This is a genomic window from Desulfitobacterium sp. (assembly GCF_982384815.1).
Window position 1 is genome coordinate 38,773 of sequence record NZ_CEVWNY010000007.1, and the last position, 16,542, is coordinate 55,314.

Annotated in this window: 19 protein-coding genes and 1 pseudogene; 4 read left to right on the forward strand and 16 right to left on the reverse strand. The window is 43.6% G+C overall.

What is annotated here, in order from left to right:
* Nucleotides 1-186: 186 nt before the first annotated feature.
* From AC1U9U_RS02515 to AC1U9U_RS02545, 7 genes and pseudogenes are all read right to left on the reverse strand, one after another.
* Nucleotides 187-987: a basic amino acid ABC transporter substrate-binding protein gene (locus tag AC1U9U_RS02515; protein ID WP_479958979.1), complete on the reverse strand. Its 801-nt coding sequence runs from the start codon at nucleotides 985-987 to the stop codon at nucleotides 187-189.
* A gap of 234 nt (nucleotides 988-1,221) precedes the next feature.
* Nucleotides 1,222-1,515, reverse strand: coding sequence for a zinc-ribbon domain containing protein (locus AC1U9U_RS02520; protein ID WP_479958980.1), 294 nt, complete (start codon nucleotides 1,513-1,515; stop codon nucleotides 1,222-1,224).
* 57 nt (nucleotides 1,516-1,572) lie between these two features.
* Nucleotides 1,573-2,361, reverse strand: coding sequence for a ComF family protein (locus AC1U9U_RS02525; RefSeq protein ID WP_479958981.1), 789 nt, complete (start codon nucleotides 2,359-2,361; stop codon nucleotides 1,573-1,575).
* Between the two features lie 50 nt (nucleotides 2,362-2,411).
* On the reverse strand, nucleotides 2,412-4,304 hold the full coding sequence (locus AC1U9U_RS02530; protein WP_479958982.1) for a helicase-related protein: 1,893 nt from the start codon (nucleotides 4,302-4,304) through the stop codon (nucleotides 2,412-2,414).
* A gap of 57 nt (nucleotides 4,305-4,361) precedes the next feature.
* Nucleotides 4,362-4,679 carry a type II toxin-antitoxin system RelE/ParE family toxin gene (locus AC1U9U_RS02535; RefSeq protein WP_479958983.1) on the reverse strand — a complete coding sequence of 106 codons (318 nt, stop codon included), beginning with the start codon at nucleotides 4,677-4,679 and terminating at the stop codon, nucleotides 4,362-4,364.
* Nucleotides 4,657-4,947: a type II toxin-antitoxin system Phd/YefM family antitoxin gene (locus AC1U9U_RS02540; protein ID WP_479958984.1), complete on the reverse strand. Its 291-nt coding sequence runs from the start codon at nucleotides 4,945-4,947 to the stop codon at nucleotides 4,657-4,659. The genes AC1U9U_RS02535 and AC1U9U_RS02540 overlap by 23 nt, the downstream gene beginning before the upstream one ends.
* A 406-nt stretch (nucleotides 4,948-5,353) precedes the next feature.
* Nucleotides 5,354-5,512 (reverse strand): annotated as a pseudogene (locus tag AC1U9U_RS02545) (IS1634 family transposase); the annotation flags it as partial.
* Between the two features lie 65 nt (nucleotides 5,513-5,577).
* On the opposite strand from AC1U9U_RS02545, the gene AC1U9U_RS02550 reads away from it, so the two are divergent.
* Nucleotides 5,578-6,063, forward strand: coding sequence for a hypothetical protein (locus AC1U9U_RS02550; protein WP_479958985.1), 486 nt, complete (start codon nucleotides 5,578-5,580; stop codon nucleotides 6,061-6,063).
* Between the two features lie 356 nt (nucleotides 6,064-6,419).
* Nucleotides 6,420-6,806 (forward strand): DUF2680 domain-containing protein, encoded by a 387-nt coding sequence (locus tag AC1U9U_RS02555; RefSeq protein ID WP_479958986.1) that lies wholly within the window; start codon nucleotides 6,420-6,422, stop codon nucleotides 6,804-6,806.
* 51 nt (nucleotides 6,807-6,857) lie between these two features.
* Here AC1U9U_RS02555 and AC1U9U_RS02560 read toward each other — a convergent pair whose 3' ends face one another.
* From AC1U9U_RS02560 to AC1U9U_RS02570, 3 genes are all read right to left on the reverse strand, one after another.
* Nucleotides 6,858-7,229: a hypothetical protein gene (locus tag AC1U9U_RS02560; protein WP_479958987.1), complete on the reverse strand. Its 372-nt coding sequence runs from the start codon at nucleotides 7,227-7,229 to the stop codon at nucleotides 6,858-6,860.
* Between the two features lie 108 nt (nucleotides 7,230-7,337).
* The gene (locus tag AC1U9U_RS02565; protein WP_479958988.1) at nucleotides 7,338-7,682 is read right to left on the reverse strand and encodes a DMT family transporter; all 345 of its coding nucleotides are present in this window, start codon (nucleotides 7,680-7,682) and stop codon (nucleotides 7,338-7,340) included.
* A gap of 15 nt (nucleotides 7,683-7,697) precedes the next feature.
* Nucleotides 7,698-8,591 (reverse strand): decaprenyl-phosphate phosphoribosyltransferase, encoded by an 894-nt coding sequence (locus AC1U9U_RS02570; RefSeq protein ID WP_479958989.1) that lies wholly within the window; start codon nucleotides 8,589-8,591, stop codon nucleotides 7,698-7,700.
* An 88-nt stretch (nucleotides 8,592-8,679) separates the two neighbouring features.
* Here AC1U9U_RS02570 and AC1U9U_RS02575 point away from each other — a divergent pair, with 88 nt between their 5' ends.
* Nucleotides 8,680-10,080, forward strand: coding sequence for a glycosyltransferase family 39 protein (locus AC1U9U_RS02575; protein ID WP_479958990.1), 1,401 nt, complete (start codon nucleotides 8,680-8,682; stop codon nucleotides 10,078-10,080).
* Nucleotides 10,081-10,193: 113 nt separating this feature from the next.
* On the opposite strand, the gene fabZ is transcribed toward AC1U9U_RS02575, so the two are convergent.
* Entirely contained in the window at nucleotides 10,194-10,640 is a 447-nt protein-coding gene (fabZ, locus tag AC1U9U_RS02580; protein ID WP_479958991.1) for a 3-hydroxyacyl-ACP dehydratase FabZ, read from the reverse strand.
* Nucleotides 10,641-10,804: 164 nt separating this feature from the next.
* Between fabZ and AC1U9U_RS02585 the strand changes: the two genes are divergently transcribed.
* A complete protein-coding gene (locus AC1U9U_RS02585) occupies nucleotides 10,805-11,920 on the forward strand; it encodes a glycosyltransferase (protein WP_479958992.1) in 1,116 nt (371 codons plus the stop codon).
* Between the two features lie 115 nt (nucleotides 11,921-12,035).
* On the opposite strand, the gene AC1U9U_RS02590 is transcribed toward AC1U9U_RS02585, so the two are convergent.
* From AC1U9U_RS02590 to spoIIID, 5 genes are all read right to left on the reverse strand, one after another.
* Complete coding sequence (locus tag AC1U9U_RS02590; protein ID WP_479958993.1) at nucleotides 12,036-13,250, reverse strand: anti-sigma factor domain-containing protein; 1,215 nt, start codon at nucleotides 13,248-13,250, stop codon at nucleotides 12,036-12,038.
* Nucleotides 13,247-13,960, reverse strand: a complete 714-nt coding sequence (gene sigI / locus AC1U9U_RS02595) for an RNA polymerase sigma factor SigI (protein ID WP_479958994.1) — start codon at nucleotides 13,958-13,960, stop codon at nucleotides 13,247-13,249. Before sigI ends, AC1U9U_RS02590 begins: the two co-directional genes overlap by 4 nt.
* A gap of 61 nt (nucleotides 13,961-14,021) precedes the next feature.
* The gene (locus AC1U9U_RS02600; protein ID WP_479958995.1) at nucleotides 14,022-14,759 is read right to left on the reverse strand and encodes a WecB/TagA/CpsF family glycosyltransferase; all 738 of its coding nucleotides are present in this window, start codon (nucleotides 14,757-14,759) and stop codon (nucleotides 14,022-14,024) included.
* Nucleotides 14,760-14,930: 171 nt separating this feature from the next.
* Nucleotides 14,931-15,917 carry a rod shape-determining protein MreB gene (gene mreB / locus AC1U9U_RS02605; RefSeq protein WP_479958996.1) on the reverse strand — a complete coding sequence of 329 codons (987 nt, stop codon included), beginning with the start codon at nucleotides 15,915-15,917 and terminating at the stop codon, nucleotides 14,931-14,933.
* Nucleotides 15,918-16,194: 277 nt separating this feature from the next.
* On the reverse strand, nucleotides 16,195-16,443 hold the full coding sequence (gene spoIIID / locus AC1U9U_RS02610) for a sporulation transcriptional regulator SpoIIID (RefSeq protein ID WP_479958997.1): 249 nt from the start codon (nucleotides 16,441-16,443) through the stop codon (nucleotides 16,195-16,197).
* Nucleotides 16,444-16,542 lie beyond the last annotated feature (99 nt).

Consider the following 16,542-nt stretch of genomic DNA (forward strand, 5'->3'; position numbering starts at 1 on the left):
ATCCTCCTTATAATGTCAAATTAGGTTACTTCGTAATTTTTCTTCAGGTAATTATACATTTAGCCGCAAGTTTATTCAAGAAGAGAACGAAATTCATTATTCAAAAAACCCTTCAAAATGATCTGTGCGAAAAATTAACGCCCAGCAGTGCTGGGCGTTTGAGTCGTAGTTATACCAAATCATTGCTTAGAATTTTGGTGCATCCTCATTGGTCCACTTTTTATAGATATCGTTATATTTGCCATTTTCCATAAACTTCTTCAAGGTAGCATTTACTTGATCTGCTAATTCTTTATTGTCTAACTTAAAAGCAATGCCGAAATACTCTTTTGGAAAGTTGCTGGATACAACTTCAATATCCATATTAGGATTTTGGGAGATAAAGTAGTACAGAGTTAGCTGATCGGCAACCACCGCTTCCGAGCCGCCAATCATCATATCGTTGATGGCATCGCCGATAGTTTCGAACTTTTTAGGATCGATGCCTAGGTCCATAACTACATCCTGACCGGTGGTTCCCTGTTGCACTCCTACCTTTTTGCCGATTAAATCTTGCTCAGATTTAATAGCCGAACCCTTCTTGACCGCGATAATCTGAGCTGATTCAAAGTAGGGATCACTGAAAAGTACCGACTTGGCACGATCCTCAGTAATTGTCATTGCAGAGATAACCGCATCATATTTTCCTTGACCGACTGAAGCAACTAAGCCATCAAAAGAAGATGATTCAAATTTCACTGTGTAGCCCAAGTCTTTGCCGATTTCGTTCATTAAGTCAATATCAAAACCGGTCGGATTCTGTTTTTTATCCATGAATTCAAATGGTGCGTACTCAATGGCAGAGCCGACTTTGAGGACCTTTGCCTCGCCGGCCTTTCCACCTGCGGGATCTTGAGCTTGATTTGATGGTTGACTTCCACAGCCCGTAAGAGCGAGCAAACCCATCATGACGATAGCGATAATTCCGTTACGAAAAGTCTTTTTCATTTTTATCCCTCTTCCTTCTATTCTTTCTAAAACATACTTATCCATCCGGCAAATCATGCTGCTTTTTTAATTTTCTAACCTTGTCTTCTTGGATATTGATTATTATACATACTGATGAAACTTTATGCAATACCTATTTGTTTAAAAAAGTTAGAACTAATCAAGAAGTTATAAACAAATAAAAAAGCACCGGGAAAAATCCCAATGCTTACTTATATTCTCGTTTACAACCAATTAGCGGCTTACGCGATGGTTTTGGTAGCAATCGCGGCAGTAAACGGGCCGATCGGAAGTAGGTTGAAATGGAACTTGAGTTTCAACACCACAATCTGCACAAACTACAGTGTGCATTTCGCGTTGACGTGTTTCACCATTGTTGCGGCTCGTTTTACGAGCATTACGGCAGTCTCTGCAACGTTGAGGCTCGTTTTCGAAGCCTTTCTCTGCATAGAATTCTTGTTCCCCAGCAGTGAAAATGAAAGTGGTCCCGCAGTCTTTGCAAACTAGTTCTTTGTCTTGAAACGCCATGAAGAAAATCCCCTTACCTTAAAAAATAGTAACAGACTAACGCCTATCCGAACCCTATTATATCACTGAATCAGGCGACTGAATAGCCCCTTTTTGTATACCTTCATCTAAACCGGCAGCTAAAACCAGCCCGTATATTTGAGACGCCCCATTTCTTTTCAACTCTTCTGCACAGAATTCCAAAGTTGCACCTGTCGTAGTTACATCATCTATAAGCCAAATCCTTGCCCCCTCAATATGCTTTTGGGCTGTGGGGGATAGTTTGAATACTCCCTCCAAATTATGCAAGCGCTCCTGGCGACTTAATCCAACCTGCTGAATGGTGGGCCGGACCCTCTGAAGCTCCTCGTAAAGGGGTATTCCTAATTCCCAATGCAAGAGGGAGGCAATCCCGGCGGCCTGATTATATCCCCGTTCTGCCAAACGTTCAGGGTGCATGGGTACAGGAACCAGGAAGTTAGGAGGAGGTAAATGCCCAATGGCAAAATCCGCCAAGGAAGTACTTATTCTTTCTAAGCGGTAAGGTTGGGATTTAAACTTTATTGCTTGAATAAACTCCCGCCAAGCCCCGGTATAATGCCCCCATGCCACTACCTTAACCAGCCCGGTGGGACCCTTTCCCTCAGCACAGTCCCTACAAATCTTTTGATCCGCTCCGATTAGCTTGCCGCAATGCCGACAGCGGTTCAATTCCGGATGAAAATAACCTTCTTCACAATCGCAGCAAAAAACCTTACCTTTCACAGCCAAATTCTTGCAAAGGGGGCAGGTCTGCTGATTTTCATAAAGGAGGGATTGAGCTAAAGATTTAAGATCTTGCCAGAAAGCAGGAGCGTTGGGAGACATCGAAAAACTCCTTCCAGATCAGTATTAAAGCATTCTATTCCTCAATTACCTTAGTCGATGAGGCCTTGCTCTTTGGCTAAAAGGTTTTGCTCGGTTATCCAAAGTATAGCCTTTTCTATCCCAGGTGTCTTTCGACGGGCAAGGAAAAGTGCTGTGCCGGTGGGATTCTCTTGAGTTCTACCTACACGTCCCGCCATTTGCACCAATGCCCTTTCATCAAAAACCTCGTGATCTGCTGCCAAGACAATTACCTGAGCATCTGCTATGGTTACTCCCCGCTCCAGGATCGAAGTGGAGACAAAGGCTTGATACTTTTTCTGACGCAATCCTTTGATTTTCTCCCGGCGCAAAGGGTCGGCACTATAGCTTCCCGCGATCTTCCACTGAGGAAACTCCTGCTGAAGTAGATCAACCCAGGGATTTACCCAAGAAATCTTCGGGACAAAGAGCAGAACAGGGCCCCGGTCGGCAAGTGCTTCTACCAGGCGAAACACCTTTTGGGCTTCTTCGTTTTTGCCAAGGCATTCCGGTTCCAGACCGCCATTGACCTTCCGCCACTGGGGAACAGGAACCGCCCGGCGATGGTGACGGGCCGGGAGGCGGATGATCTCCATCTTTCCCTCTCTGACTTTTGCCAGGCCCTCGGTGGTCGGAGTGGCCGTAAGATAGACTAATTGGCCTTTGGGCTTGAGGGCCTGTTGAACACCCCAAGCCAAAGCCGAGCTGCCATAGTAAGGGAAGGCATCCATTTCATCGAGAAAAATAAGATCAAAAGCTTGATAGAAGCGTAGTATCTGGTGCGTGGTCGCTAAGACAAAAGGAGCGGGGGTAAACCGCTCCGGGCTAACACCTGTTAAAACAGCAGTTTTTAGCCCCGGAAAATCCTGCTGAAGGCGAGGAGCTACATCTAATACTACATCTTGACGAGGGGCCGCGAATAATACCTTTTTCCCCTGTTCAAGGGCCCAGGCCGCGGCCGGAAAACACACCTCCGTTTTCCCTGCTCCACAGGCAGCCCAGAGAAGAACTTCCCGGTTAGGCCACTTATGATTTTTGTGTTTTTTCCTGCCTAAGGAGAAAAAACTATGCCAAGGCCGAACTTTCGTGTGAAATAGCGTTTCGCCACGGTAATGTGAATCAGGCTTTCCCCTACTTATGTTAGATTGGGTTTTAACAAATTCAAGTACCTCTTGGGCAGCGAGCTTTTGAGCGTGGCTTAGTTCCCAGCGGGGAGAAAACACTACCGAAGGGTTAAGCTTGTCTTGAGCTAAAGAGGTTTCCAGCTGATTATTTACTTCAAGAGAAGAATCGATACTTTCTTCATGGGAATCTATACTTCGATAAAGTGCATGCAGGGAGCTTAACGACCCCAAGGCGTTGCAGGAAGTGCAAGTAGCAGTCTGCCCATAGATGCTTATCCATTCTTCTACTTGGGTTTCCCCGCAGCGTTGGCACTGCCAAGTACCGTGTTCCTTTTTTACGGCGGGCAGCCATTCCCCCCGTCCTTGAAGGACTGTCTCCTGGCAGAAGCCCAAGACTTCCTCATAGGTCAAACCACATTCCTCAGCCAGTCTTTGCAGGTCAGCTTTAGCTAATATTCTGCCTTCGATTCTGTCGTAAAGATCCTTTCGTGAATCATCATCAAGGTCGTAACCATCTTTAAACTCCGGGCCATTACGCCCCCATTGCCAAGGTTGGATAGGTAGGGCAGGATTTTTCTCCAGCAATTTGATAATCTCTCTTTTTAGCGAGGCCTCGCTGTAAGGTTCTTTATTTCTTCCGGGAATTCCTGATCCTTTCCCCTGAACTTCATGTAGAACAAATTGTGCGAAACTTAAGGGAAGTCCAGGTGTCAAAAACTCATAATTCTCTTTGCTATTGTCATCTTTTAAGGGAGAGATATAGAATTCCCCTGAATCGGAGCAATAAATATAGAAAATCATGATATTACGCTCCCTGTAAACGGTTTAATTACATTATTCTACCATCCACTTTATTCTCTAATGTACCAACCATCCATAATCCTGCCTGCAATCCACTATATAATCAACGTACACCGTCTGATCCTTGATCTGATACAGAATCAAGTACCATTTCTCAACATACATCTTGTGATATTTGTTCAACGGTATAAATTCCGCATTGAGAAATGGAAATAGCTCCGGCATGGTGGAAAGGGAACGAATCGCATCCATCAATTCATTCTTTGCTCTTCGGGCGGCCGATGGACTTTTTTGTGCTAAAAACCGAACATGGCCCGCCAGCATCTGACGGGCACGGTAGGAGACAATCACCTTATATTGACACTTTTTTCCCATGTTCCACCTCGTCAATAATGCTGTCCAGATAGCTGTCCAGTTCATCGGGTGTCACTCCAGCGCGTCCGTCCAGACGGTCTTCCTCAACGACCAACAGTTCTTCGCGTAGCTTGAGCATTTTTTCGCGGCGGGTAAACGCCTCTATATCCATAACCACGAGATCGCCCTCGCCGTTTTTGGTAAGATACACAGGCTCCCCTGAAGATTTGCATAAAGCCGCAATTTCATTATAGTTCTGCCTGATGCTTGCGGACGGTTTAATCAGCATGGTATCAACTCCTTGTAGTAAAATTCTAATCATATTATATCCCTTTTGTGCTATAAAATCAATCAACAATTCAGTTCCAACCTTACATGTCTAAGATATATACTCCGCATTCAATTTATAATGATGGGTTAAATAAATGGCTAAACACAAGAAGATGTTACTTGATCAATTAGGGGCCTCCAAAACTTGGGAGAGGAACATTTTGCTGAGAAACTTGTCCAAATGGAATCTCAGTAATTTTATCAAATTGGCGAAAAACCTTTTTCTCTGGATACGTTCAGGAAAATCAGCAAATTAAAAATAAAGGTGATCGACAGAATATTATAAATTACCAACTTGCTACATATACAAAGTATGATAATATAAACCTTGTCAATCTCCAGTTTGACACCTCAAAAGCTTAAAATATACCAATCATGACTTTAAGGCGGTCGGGACGATGACCTTTGGAATGGCCGTATTCCAAGCGCTCAAAGGCTCCGACATCTCCCTCGACATTGGTGAAGGTGGTATCAAAAAACACCAAATCCAGCTGCTGTGTGAACAGGTTGGTATGGTGGAAAAAATCTTAACTTAAAACTTAAATAGAGTAATAATATCGAAGATGCTCATTGAGTATTTCCGACTTATTTGTTTGAGGTAATTATGGATTATAATACGTATAAAACATATTTAAAGGATCAATATCTTCATGAAATTCGACCATTACAATCAGTTAATAATGTTATAACTATGTTTCAACAAAAATTAGATATTGTTGAGACTAAATTATCCGAATCGGAATTGATTTTCCTAACAATGGCAGCTATCAATTATGTTAGTGCATACAAAAATATTTCCATAGAAATTATCTTAGATAATTTAAATTTTATATCATATGCTGTATCAAAAAATGAAAAGAGCGATTATTACTACAATTTCATGAAAAAAGTTGCGCCTGATAGTACAAGAATAATTATACTTATAGAACCTAAATTAAATAGAATAACCTCTAATTGCGAAGAATTAAAAGTTGATATGCTGATCGAACGTGGTATTGATGCTTATCATGTTAATCAAGAAACAGCTGAATTCTTTGCATATCTAATGCTTTTGGATACTCGAAATCAAAATTAGTAGTCTTTTTTCTAGGCCGAAGTCGTAGTAATCTACGGCTTTTATTCTTTTAATCCAATAATGATGTAGCTCTGTGGATAATATCTTATCTATAACAGTTTGTGCCAAATGGAATTGTCAAATTTGGTCGAGTCCAAGGCCATAAGCGGTAACACAGACTGGACAAGGCTCTCCACCTACTTCACAGCATCAGCCAAATACCACCACTCAGCAAGTAGACGCAAGGATTGAAAAATGTATAGTAGAATTTGATAATTATCCTTTCCACAGATTTCCACTATGTTTCTGCACTTTTCCGGGTAACCTATGTTCGTTCCAGTTAAAAAGCTTGTTTCATTACAAAGGAGGAGTGTAAATTGTTGAAGAAGTTGGCAGTAAGTTTAGTGACTCTTGCCTTCCTCACCTTTGGTGCCGGTTCAGCCTTTGGGGCAACCACTACGGCACCTGATCCTGCTAAGTTAGCAGAAATTAAAGCTCTCCATCAACAAATGGTCGAGCTTAAGGTGCAAATGATCGATAAGAAAGTGGAAGCCGGAATCTTAGAGAAAGAAAAGGCTGAGAAAATCAAAGAAGCAATTAAAGAACGGCAAAAGAAAGTTGAAGAGGACCTGGCTAACGGGAAGTATGACTTTGGGAAAAAGCATCATAGAGATTGCGATCAAGAAAAGAAACCCAAAGGCGATTCAAAAGATACTCCCGATGCAAAAACTTCATCGAGCATACGCCTTACTTTGCCCAAATGAAACTTCTTAACTGGAACCCTGATCCCCCGACTTTGGTTGGGGGATTCCTCATTAATCTCCTTGAACCTCCGGCTCACGAATACGCCAAGTAAAGTCGGAAAAGGATCGATTAAGACATCGGAGATAGCGAAGTTCCTCCTCGGAAAGGCCGCCCTCTCCCCATAATTCAATCTCGCAATGGACAGGAATCCCCATTTCCCGTTCCATATCGCGGAGGAAACGTCTCAGTGAAAAGGCAAATTGCTCCTGCTTATAAATAGTTTCCTCGTTAATAAATTTAACGGTAATTTGAGTTTTATAATGCTTCCTTTTCCAATCGGTAATCCTTTCCCCTAGTACCTCGGGAACGGTCAACTCCCAATAACCGACCATAACCCAAAGTAAAGCCGCAAGGGCCCCTAGACCTGAAAGCTGTACACCCATCGAACTCCCCCCATCCTTAGAATATGCAATAGCTAAGGATGGGTAATTTGTCTCTTTTTCTTTTCGGACCTGTGGTATCTGTCAGATTATAAGAGAGCCTACCCCTTTTTAAGATTGGGAGATAAAAATAATGCCGGACAGAATGAGTAACAGCCCGATAATCCGGTTCAAACTCATGGCTTCCTGGAAAAGAAAATATGAGGCGATAAAAACCACCACATACCCTAGGCTGACGAAGGGATAAGCATAACTTAGTTGAACCTTACGCAAAACTATAATCCAGATGATTGAACTTGTTGCGTAGAAGAAGAACCCTAAGAATATCGGAGTATTGATGAACTTCCAAATTCCCGTAAGGGTCGATCCATTGATCTCCTGGGCCCCGATTTTGAGGAAGATTTGACCGCAGGCTCCGGTTAAAACCGAAGCCAAGATTAAAAGCAGGTTTTGCATAGAATACTTCCTTTTCTAATCAAAATAGTGAATAGTTAGATAAACTGATAAGGCATATAAGATGACCGTGACCATGATGTGCTTATCCTGGAGAAGAACCTGCTCAGGCTTTTCTCCCAGATCTTTCATATAAAGCAGATAGAGATACCTGAATATCCCATAGATAACGAAGACAATGGAGATCATTAAATACATGGAATAGCCCGAGGTGAAGGTAAATATTGAATAACACAAAATGGTCGCCGTCGTTACAATGCTGATAAGTTGATCTAAAAAGTCTAGAGAATAATGCTCCAAGACCTTACGCTGGGAACCCATGTTGTTTTGAAAAAGAACCGTTTCACTTCTCCTTTTACCTAAGGCGAGAAATAAAGCCAAAAGGGATATGCAAAGCAAAAACCAGGGTGTAAAGGGAACACCGACGATTAGTCCTCCCCCCACCGCCCGCAGCACAAAGCCCAGGGCAATCACCATAACATCTAAAATAACGACATGTTTGAGCCGGAAGGAATAGGCGATATTTATTAGAAAATAGGCAATGATAAGTATTCCAAAATAAATGTTTAAATTAAATGACAGGAAAGCAGCGGTCATAAAAATTAAAACACCAAAGGAAAGGGCTAGATAAGGATTTAATTTTCCCGAGGCTATAGGACGATTCTTTTTGTCCGGATGCTGGCGATCCTTCTCTTGATCAATAAAATCGTTTAGAATATAGACACTGCCGGATATGAAGCAAAAAATTAAAAAACCCAGCAGGGCTTGGTAAAACATTGACCATGGTAATTTTTTATACGAGAATAGCCAAGCGGCAAAAACAAGTAGGTTTTTCGTCCACTGTTTCGGTCTTAACTCCTTGAGGAGTAAATAGGGCAGTGAGGAATGATATTTGGTTTCAGTTACAATCAACGTGAAGCCTCCCTTTTAAACAATGTGTGGGGCACACGGTTTTCTTTATACTATAATTATAACAAAAAGATATAAAAAAGGGGACAAAATGAATAAATTTACATTTTTTATCAATTGCTCTTTGCGCTTACTTTTTCTTGTTATGATCATCGGGACAATCTCTTTTACCTATGGAAATGTCGCCGATTCCATAACCCCCTTCTCATGGGGATTAATCCTTTTGGCAACCGCCTTAGGGTTTATCTTGTATATCGGTATGAAACGGGAGATTAGTCCCAAGATACTTTTGGGTTACCTTATCTTAGTGAGTCTGAGCTTACGAGTAATGTGGTTTTTTAATCTGGATAGTCTTCCCGTCTCGGATTTCGGGATGATGTTTGCAGGAGGATCGCAATTTATTCAAGGTGACTATTCTCTATTTCAGGGGACCAACTATTTTGCTCGCTTTCCCCATATGTCCTTAACCGTGATGTATTTCGGATTAATTCAAGGGCTTTTTTCCGATCCTCTAACCATGACTCGGATCATCAATATTTTATTTTCCATGATCAATGTCCTTGTCATTTATCTCCTAGCCCAACAAATATTCAAAAATAAACATAAAAGTTTATGGGTGATGTTCGGAGCAGGGTTATATCCGCCCATGATTTATTACAATAATGTCTTTGCTTCGGAAAACCTCGCGATGCCCCTATTTTTAATTAGCGTTCTTTTTTATCTTAAAGCTGTAGAAAAGAAGAGCTTATGGGGATTCATCCATTCCGGTCTATTCTTAAGTCTCGCTCATTTATTTAGGCCCCTGGGCTACGTTGTTATCGTTGCCTATCTTATGTATGGATGGATCTATTATCAAAATAATCTAAGGGCAAAGTTAGGTGCAAGTATAAGTCTGCTCCTCTCTTCCCTAATTCCCTTTGTTCTGATCAGCAGCACTGTGATGGGGCTGGGGATTACTCAGTATCCACTGTGGCACGGTACGGAACCGGTTACGGTTTCCATACTCAAGGGTACCAATATCTCTTCTTATGGACGCTGGAATGAAGAAGATGCCGCAATTTTTGGCAAGTTCAACGGGGATTATGACCAAGTCAATGCGGAATGCAAACGAATAATCAAAGAGCGGTTTCAAGAAAACTCTCCCCTAACCTGGGCTAAATTCTTTACTGTTAAATATAGCATGCAGTGGATGGATGGAGATTTTAGCGGTGCCTTTTGGGCTGAAGCAGGCTCTAACAAAATGTTGATTTCACTGAGTGAGAAAGGATTTTTCTTTAGCCAGGTATTTTGGCTGATACTCCTAATCCTCACCTATATTGGGCTTTATCGGAAAGAATCAGGCGAAAACCATAAGCTAAACCTTCTATATATCCTTTTTTGCGGCTTTGCCCTATTCTACTTAATCACAGAATCACAGGCCCGCTACGCCTATATTATCAGTTGGATATTTCCTATTTTAGCGGCTTCGGCCTTTACTACCAAGAAAGATTGAGAGACTAGAAAAGAGCTGCTACCACCGAACCTAATGTCGATAGTAGCAGCCCTTTTTAACAGTAATATCAAAAAATGGGGAATCCTAAAACCCCTCAGTAGGGTATAATTATGCTAGATTGACGACCCTGCCAATTTGGGACCTACCGCAAACTTCAGGGTTCCTTCTGCAGCTAGGTCTTCACCGACATAGGCTTTGCCCTGGGCCACACCAATACCGCGTTTGAGTTTAACGAGTTCAACTTCCAAACGGAGTTGGTCCCCGGGGATCACTTGTCTGCGGAATCGTACCTCTTCAAGTGCTGCAAAAAGGGCGACATGTCCTGCATATTCCGGCATTTTTAAGAGAACTACGGCTCCCACTTGTGCCAGGGCTTCCATGATCAAGACCCCGGGCATGACGGGATAACCGGGAAAATGCCCTTGAAAGAAAGGTTCATTGCCGGAAACATTTTTCAGCCCCACGGCCCGTTTTCCTTCCTCTAATTCGAGAATCCGGTCCACCAGTAAAAAGGGATAGCGATGGGGAAGAATCTTTTGAATCTCTTGGCTATCTAGCATTATCGATGACCCTCCTATTTGAATTTATCAGAACTTCTTCCAACGAAATGCAGCCGGTCATACTGAGCATTTGCGAAGTATCTTGACCCTAATGCTTTTATTACCTGGTCATAATTTACCTATAAATAGTATAACCGAATTTACAATAGAAGGGAAGAACTCCCGTGCCAACCTACAAAATTTTGCAATTAATCGGTGGTGGAGAAATCGGTGGAGCGGAACATCATGTGCTCAGTTTGCTTCAAGGACTTCCATCGGAAACCTTCTCCCTAACCTCCGGCTGTTTAATCGATGGTCCTTTTGCCCAACTCACTGAGGAATTGGGAATTCCCACCCTCCGCTTCCCCATGAAGCATGCTATCGATCTATCCCCTTTACCCAAGTTAATCGGGAATATTCGCAAAGAAAATTTCTCCTTGATTCATACCCACGGTTCCCGAGCCAATCTGTTAGGAAGACTAGCCGGAAGATATTTAAAACTGCCTGTGGTCAGCACTGTCCATAGCTCCCTCCGGCAAGACTATCTTTCGCCCAAGGCAGCTTACATGGCCTTGGCCATAGACCGCTTGACACTTCCTTTAACCGCAGGAGTTATCACGGTTTCCGAAGCTCTTGCACTGGAAGTGGCCAACCGAGGTGGTCGCAATATTCGCACCATCTACAATGGCATTCCGTCCCTGCCCTATTTTAATTCACCTGAAGAACGAGAAGAATTACGGCAAGCCTTTCGTCAGACTTGGCAAATCCCTGAAGACGCTCCGGTGATCGGCACGATCGCCCGGCTGCATCCCACGAAAGGGTTGCACACCCTTTTGGAAGCCGGTCGCATCCTGCAGCAACAATTCCCGAAAATCCATATCCTGATCATAGGGGATGGGCCACTTCACTCAAAGCTTAAAGAGCAAGCTATGGATCTGGGGCTACCACATACTTTAACCGGTTTTCTTCCTGAAGCTTACCTAGCCCTTCCCGCCATGGATCTGTTTGTTCTTCCTTCAATCAGTGAAGGAATGGGCCTGGTACTATTAGAGGCCATGCAGGCCCACCTTCCTGTCATCGCCAGTGCTGTAGGAGGAATTCCCGAAGTGCTCCGCCACAATCAGGATGGACTCCTTGTCCCCCCGCAAAAGCCGGAAGCTATCGCTCAGGCCTGCCGGCAAATCCTTCTCAATCCTGAACTAGCCAGGAAGTATATGGAATCCGGAGCTAAGCACTGGCAGGAATTTAGCATTAAGGAAATGCTGAGACAAACGGCAGCTTTCTATAAGGAAATTTTATAAGACGATAAAATTTGTCTGATAGAAAAGATATAGCTCTCCCTATAGATAGGCAGCTTGTGAATAGCTGTTTAGTCCAGGGAGAGCATTTTTTCTGTACTTAGAAGCCTCCGGCTCCTTATCCTCTTTGCACGAAGTCAAATCTTAAGACCTTGCGAATATCCCAATTGTATTTTTCTTTGGAACTCCTACTATTCTTAGAATCATTGCCATTATTCTTTTGATTGTTCTGATTGTCATTGTTCCGATTGTCATTGTTCTGATTGTCATTCTTCGGCTTCTTCTCTTGATTATTACTATTTTCCCGGTCCTGTTTTTTATCTCGGCTGTTACTATTGTTTTCATTATAATCTTTCTTTTTCTGATCAGTCACTTTGTCCTTTGATTTGTCATTACCTTTATCATTGCCGGAATTATTAGCTCTATCTTTATCACCCTCTGAATTTTCAGGCTTTTGCTTATCCTTTTTACCCTGATTATTTTTATTCTCCGGATATTGGTCCATACCCATTAGTTCATATTCATCGCCATTCCTGCCCTTATCCTTATCTGCTTTAGGATTAACTTTTTTAACTCGCTTATCCTTTTTCATTTGCTCTTGGATTTCCTGAGTTTCCAGTAACCGGGATCGTTCTTGTTTTTCCTTAACAGCTTCCGGTTTGACAGTCAACCCAGCCTTTTGAGCGGTATCCACCAAAGCATATTCCCCAAGGGTCAAACCTGTGGCCTGGGCTTGGTCCTTTTCCGCAGGAGTCAATTGGTAGACAGCTACCGCAGGCTTCAGGCCTTGCTCCAGGACGGCTTCCTGAACCTGTTTGGTAATTTTTCCGCTGTTGATAGTTTTTGCAGGCAATTGGCCGGATATTAGAGGGGAATACCCTACCAGAACCCAGTCCTGATCCTCGGTTAAAAATTGCATAGCTACTGATCGTTTGATGATGTCGTTAAGCGTCTCTTCCCAAGCCCTGCCTTTAAAGGAAAGCCCCAAAAGGAGCTGTTCGGCATCAGAATTCAAAGCTTCCAGTTCCAGAACCTTCCCCCTCTGATCCAAAGTAAGCTGAAGACTGGGATTGATATCAACAGAGATCATGGCCACGGCAGTGCGCGGTTGAATAACATTCCAACCAAAGACACCCATAAAGACCAATAAAAATACTGCCGCTATACTGGCTCCAATGCGCCATCTCGGCACTTGTTTTTGTTGAGGAAGTTGGATTTCTTCGCCGATCTCCACATTCCCTCTGTAATTAAGTGTTTGAAACACCCCATCAGTAGTCAGTACTGTAATCTTATGGTTGTTTTTTTCTAAAACAACCCCTTTTGCATGACTCAATCCTCAGCCCCCCTTTCCTTCGGAAGTACATATTCTCTTAAGTAGATGTAATCATTTTGATTGGCAATCAGTAAGGCCACGGCGAGAATATACCTTCTCCCCCGCTCCAATACCTTGGGATGGACCTTCGTTTTTAAAGTTAAGGCTTGCATGGGGAGTTTTCCTGTCCTCTCCACTTGCGCCCATAACTCCGGGGACATGGCAAGGGTATAGGCCACGCCCAGCAAGGTTTCCCGTGTATCCCGATGTTTGGGGCATACTTCAGCCAAAACCCGGAAAGACAGACCAAATTTCTGGAGAGCCTTGGAAAATTCCTGGATCTCCGCAGCCCGCTCTTGGTTTTGCTGTCGCTCCCGAAATTCGTGGATTCCCACATGGATTTCCACAGCCTGGCCAACTTCATCCTGATCCATGGGTAAAGTCTCCCGCAAACGCTGCTTGCGGTAATAATCTATCAGCCGACGCTTAATAAGGAGCCGGGCATAGGCTAAAAAAGGAACGCCTCGCTCCTCTTCGAAATGATCAATGGCTTCATTAAATGCAATTATCGCCTCAGATAACTCTTCATCTCTTCCCCATTCTAAAGTGCGGTGACACGTCTGAATGGAAACATGACGAATAAAAGGCTGAGATTCCTGCAAAAAGTCCTCTCTGGTCTGGGGATCTTGGATAATCTTCCCCCAGGACCATTTGAATTCCCATTCAGGCATTTTCCAACCTCCCATTCGATAATACGTATAGTGAAACAGCTTTGAGTCGGTGGCGGAAACTTTATCGTGATTTTCTAATTCTAGCTTGTTCCTTTCCGGAACGGATCACCTTCCAAGCGAAGCGGGGGAGGACCAATTGGCGCTGCAAGCGTGAGGGCTGCTTAAGCAAGCGGTACAGCCATTCCAGATGGATATTCTGAATCCACTCGGGAGCTCTTTTATTGATTCCGGCTAAGGCATCGAAGCTACCGCCTACGCCGATACTGACGGTGCTTAAATCTAAATGTGAGAACATCCAGAATTCCTGGCGAGGAGCCCCTAGACCGATTAATAGGAGGTCCGGTTTAAATTCGCGAATCTGCCTAAGCACCTCCGGCTCTTCCTCCCGATTAAAATAGCCGTGAGCAGCTTGCCATTGCAAGCCGGGATACCTTTCGGCAACCTTCTGCGCCGCTAACTCCGCAACCCCGGGTTTACTGCCTAAAAAGAAAATTCGCCACTGCTTCGCCGCGGCCACCGGAAAAAGGGCTTCAACTAAGTCGACTCCGGTAACCCGCTCAGCAACCGGGTGTCCCAAACGTTTCGCAGCCCAAACAACTCCTACCCCATCCGGAGTGACGATCTGGGCTGAATTAATCAGTTGCTTAAGCCGGGCATCTTTCCCCGTGACATAGATGAGCTCCGGATTTGCCGTTACCACTTGGATTGTCTGACGGGTATCAATCGCCTCCCGAATTTTTATAACGGTTTCCTCCATGGAAGCACAGTCGACTTTGACCCCAAGTATATCTGATCTCATTTGACCTCCTTATAAGATTAAATTATTCACAGGATACACCTGATATCTAAGTAGCAGAAAGCCGAGGATCAGGCCCGGCTATCCCGGTTATTAGCCCCTTTCCTCGGCTGTATTAAAGCTTATCCTGATATAGATCTACATATGATAGTCTCAATATTGAGCCACTATTATTTAGAAGCTGTTTTCCAGAACTTTACCTGTACCCAAAGCCACACAAGAGATTGGGTCTTCGGCTAAGGTAACAGGCAGCCCGGTCTCCCGTGAAATCCGGGTATCAAAGCCATAGACTAAGGAGCCGCCCCCGGTCATCACAATTCCCTTATTCAGGATATCTGCCGAAAGCTCAGGTGGAGTCCGCTCTAAAACTTCCTTCACAGCCCCCACAATGGCCTCGATATTTTCTTCAAGAGCTAAATAGCACTCTTTGGAATTGACATTGATAGTTTTAGGTAGACCTGTAACCAAATCCCTTCCCCGGACATCGATCTCAGCATAATCGGGGCGTCCTTCGGGAACAGCAGCACCGACTGCAATCTTTACTTCTTCAGCAGTCCGCTCACCGATCATTAGGTTATATTCACGCCGAATATGGCGAATAATCGCTTCATCGAATTTATCTCCACCCACACGCAAACTGCGTTTGGTGACAATTCCTTCAAGGGAGAGAACGGCAATATCGGAAGTACCGCCACCAACATCCACAATCATATTACCCGTAGGCCCGGAAATATCTAATCCCGCTCCTATAGCAGCCGCATAGGGTTCTTCAATCACCTTAACCTGCTTGGCCCCAGCCTGATAAGCAGCTTGCTTTACCGCCCGCTCCTCAACCTCGGTAACCCCTGAGGGAATACAAACAACTACCCGGGTCTTAAATAAAGGCCAACGCTTGGCTCCGGCCTTTTCTAAAAAATATTTGAGCATAAGCTCAGTAGTCTGATAATCGGCAATGACACCATCCCGCATGGGACGAACAGCAACAATATTTCCAGGAGTTCTTCCCAGCATCATCCGTGCATCTTCCCCGACGGCAATTCGCTTGTTGGTATTCTTATCTATTGCCACAACTGAAGGCTCATGGAGGACGATTCCTTTTCCTTTAGCAAAAACTAAAACACTGGCTGTTCCTAAATCAATTCCTAAGTCAATACCAAACATTCGTAGTGGTGCCCCTTTCTTACTCTTCAGGCTTGTCCGACATGCCTAATCTTCTCTTACCCAGGCATCAAAATTACCCTCATACGCAAAAGTACAATCTCCCCTGCGGGAGATTATACATAATATACCACGTTCTTTTATTCGATGGAAATATACTAATTCCTTTAATTTTCCCTTATTTGTTAGAAAAAATATTAAACCCGCTGCACCGTTCCTTAAGCACCTGCAAAGTCCTTGAAATATAGTTCCCGAACACTGATATAAATAAACCTTCCCTCTAATTTTCCTGGTATTTTTTCCGGGTAGCTTCCCCGCCGCGAATATGTCGTTCTGCTTTATTGCTTTCCAGAATCTGCTTAACTTCCATCGCCAGCTTTTCATTGATCAGGGGTAAGCGTTCTGTGACATCCTTATGGACAGTGGATTTGGAAACACCGAAGATATCTGCTGTCTGTCTCACAGTGGCGCTCGATTCCAATATATAATTCCCAATATCGAGTACCCGTTTACGGATATATTCTTGCACCCTGAGCCCTCCTTCTTTGCACCGAAATTTTATACATTTATATGCACTTAAAATGAAAAAAGACATCCTCAAGAGATGTCTTTCACTGGTAAATGCTGT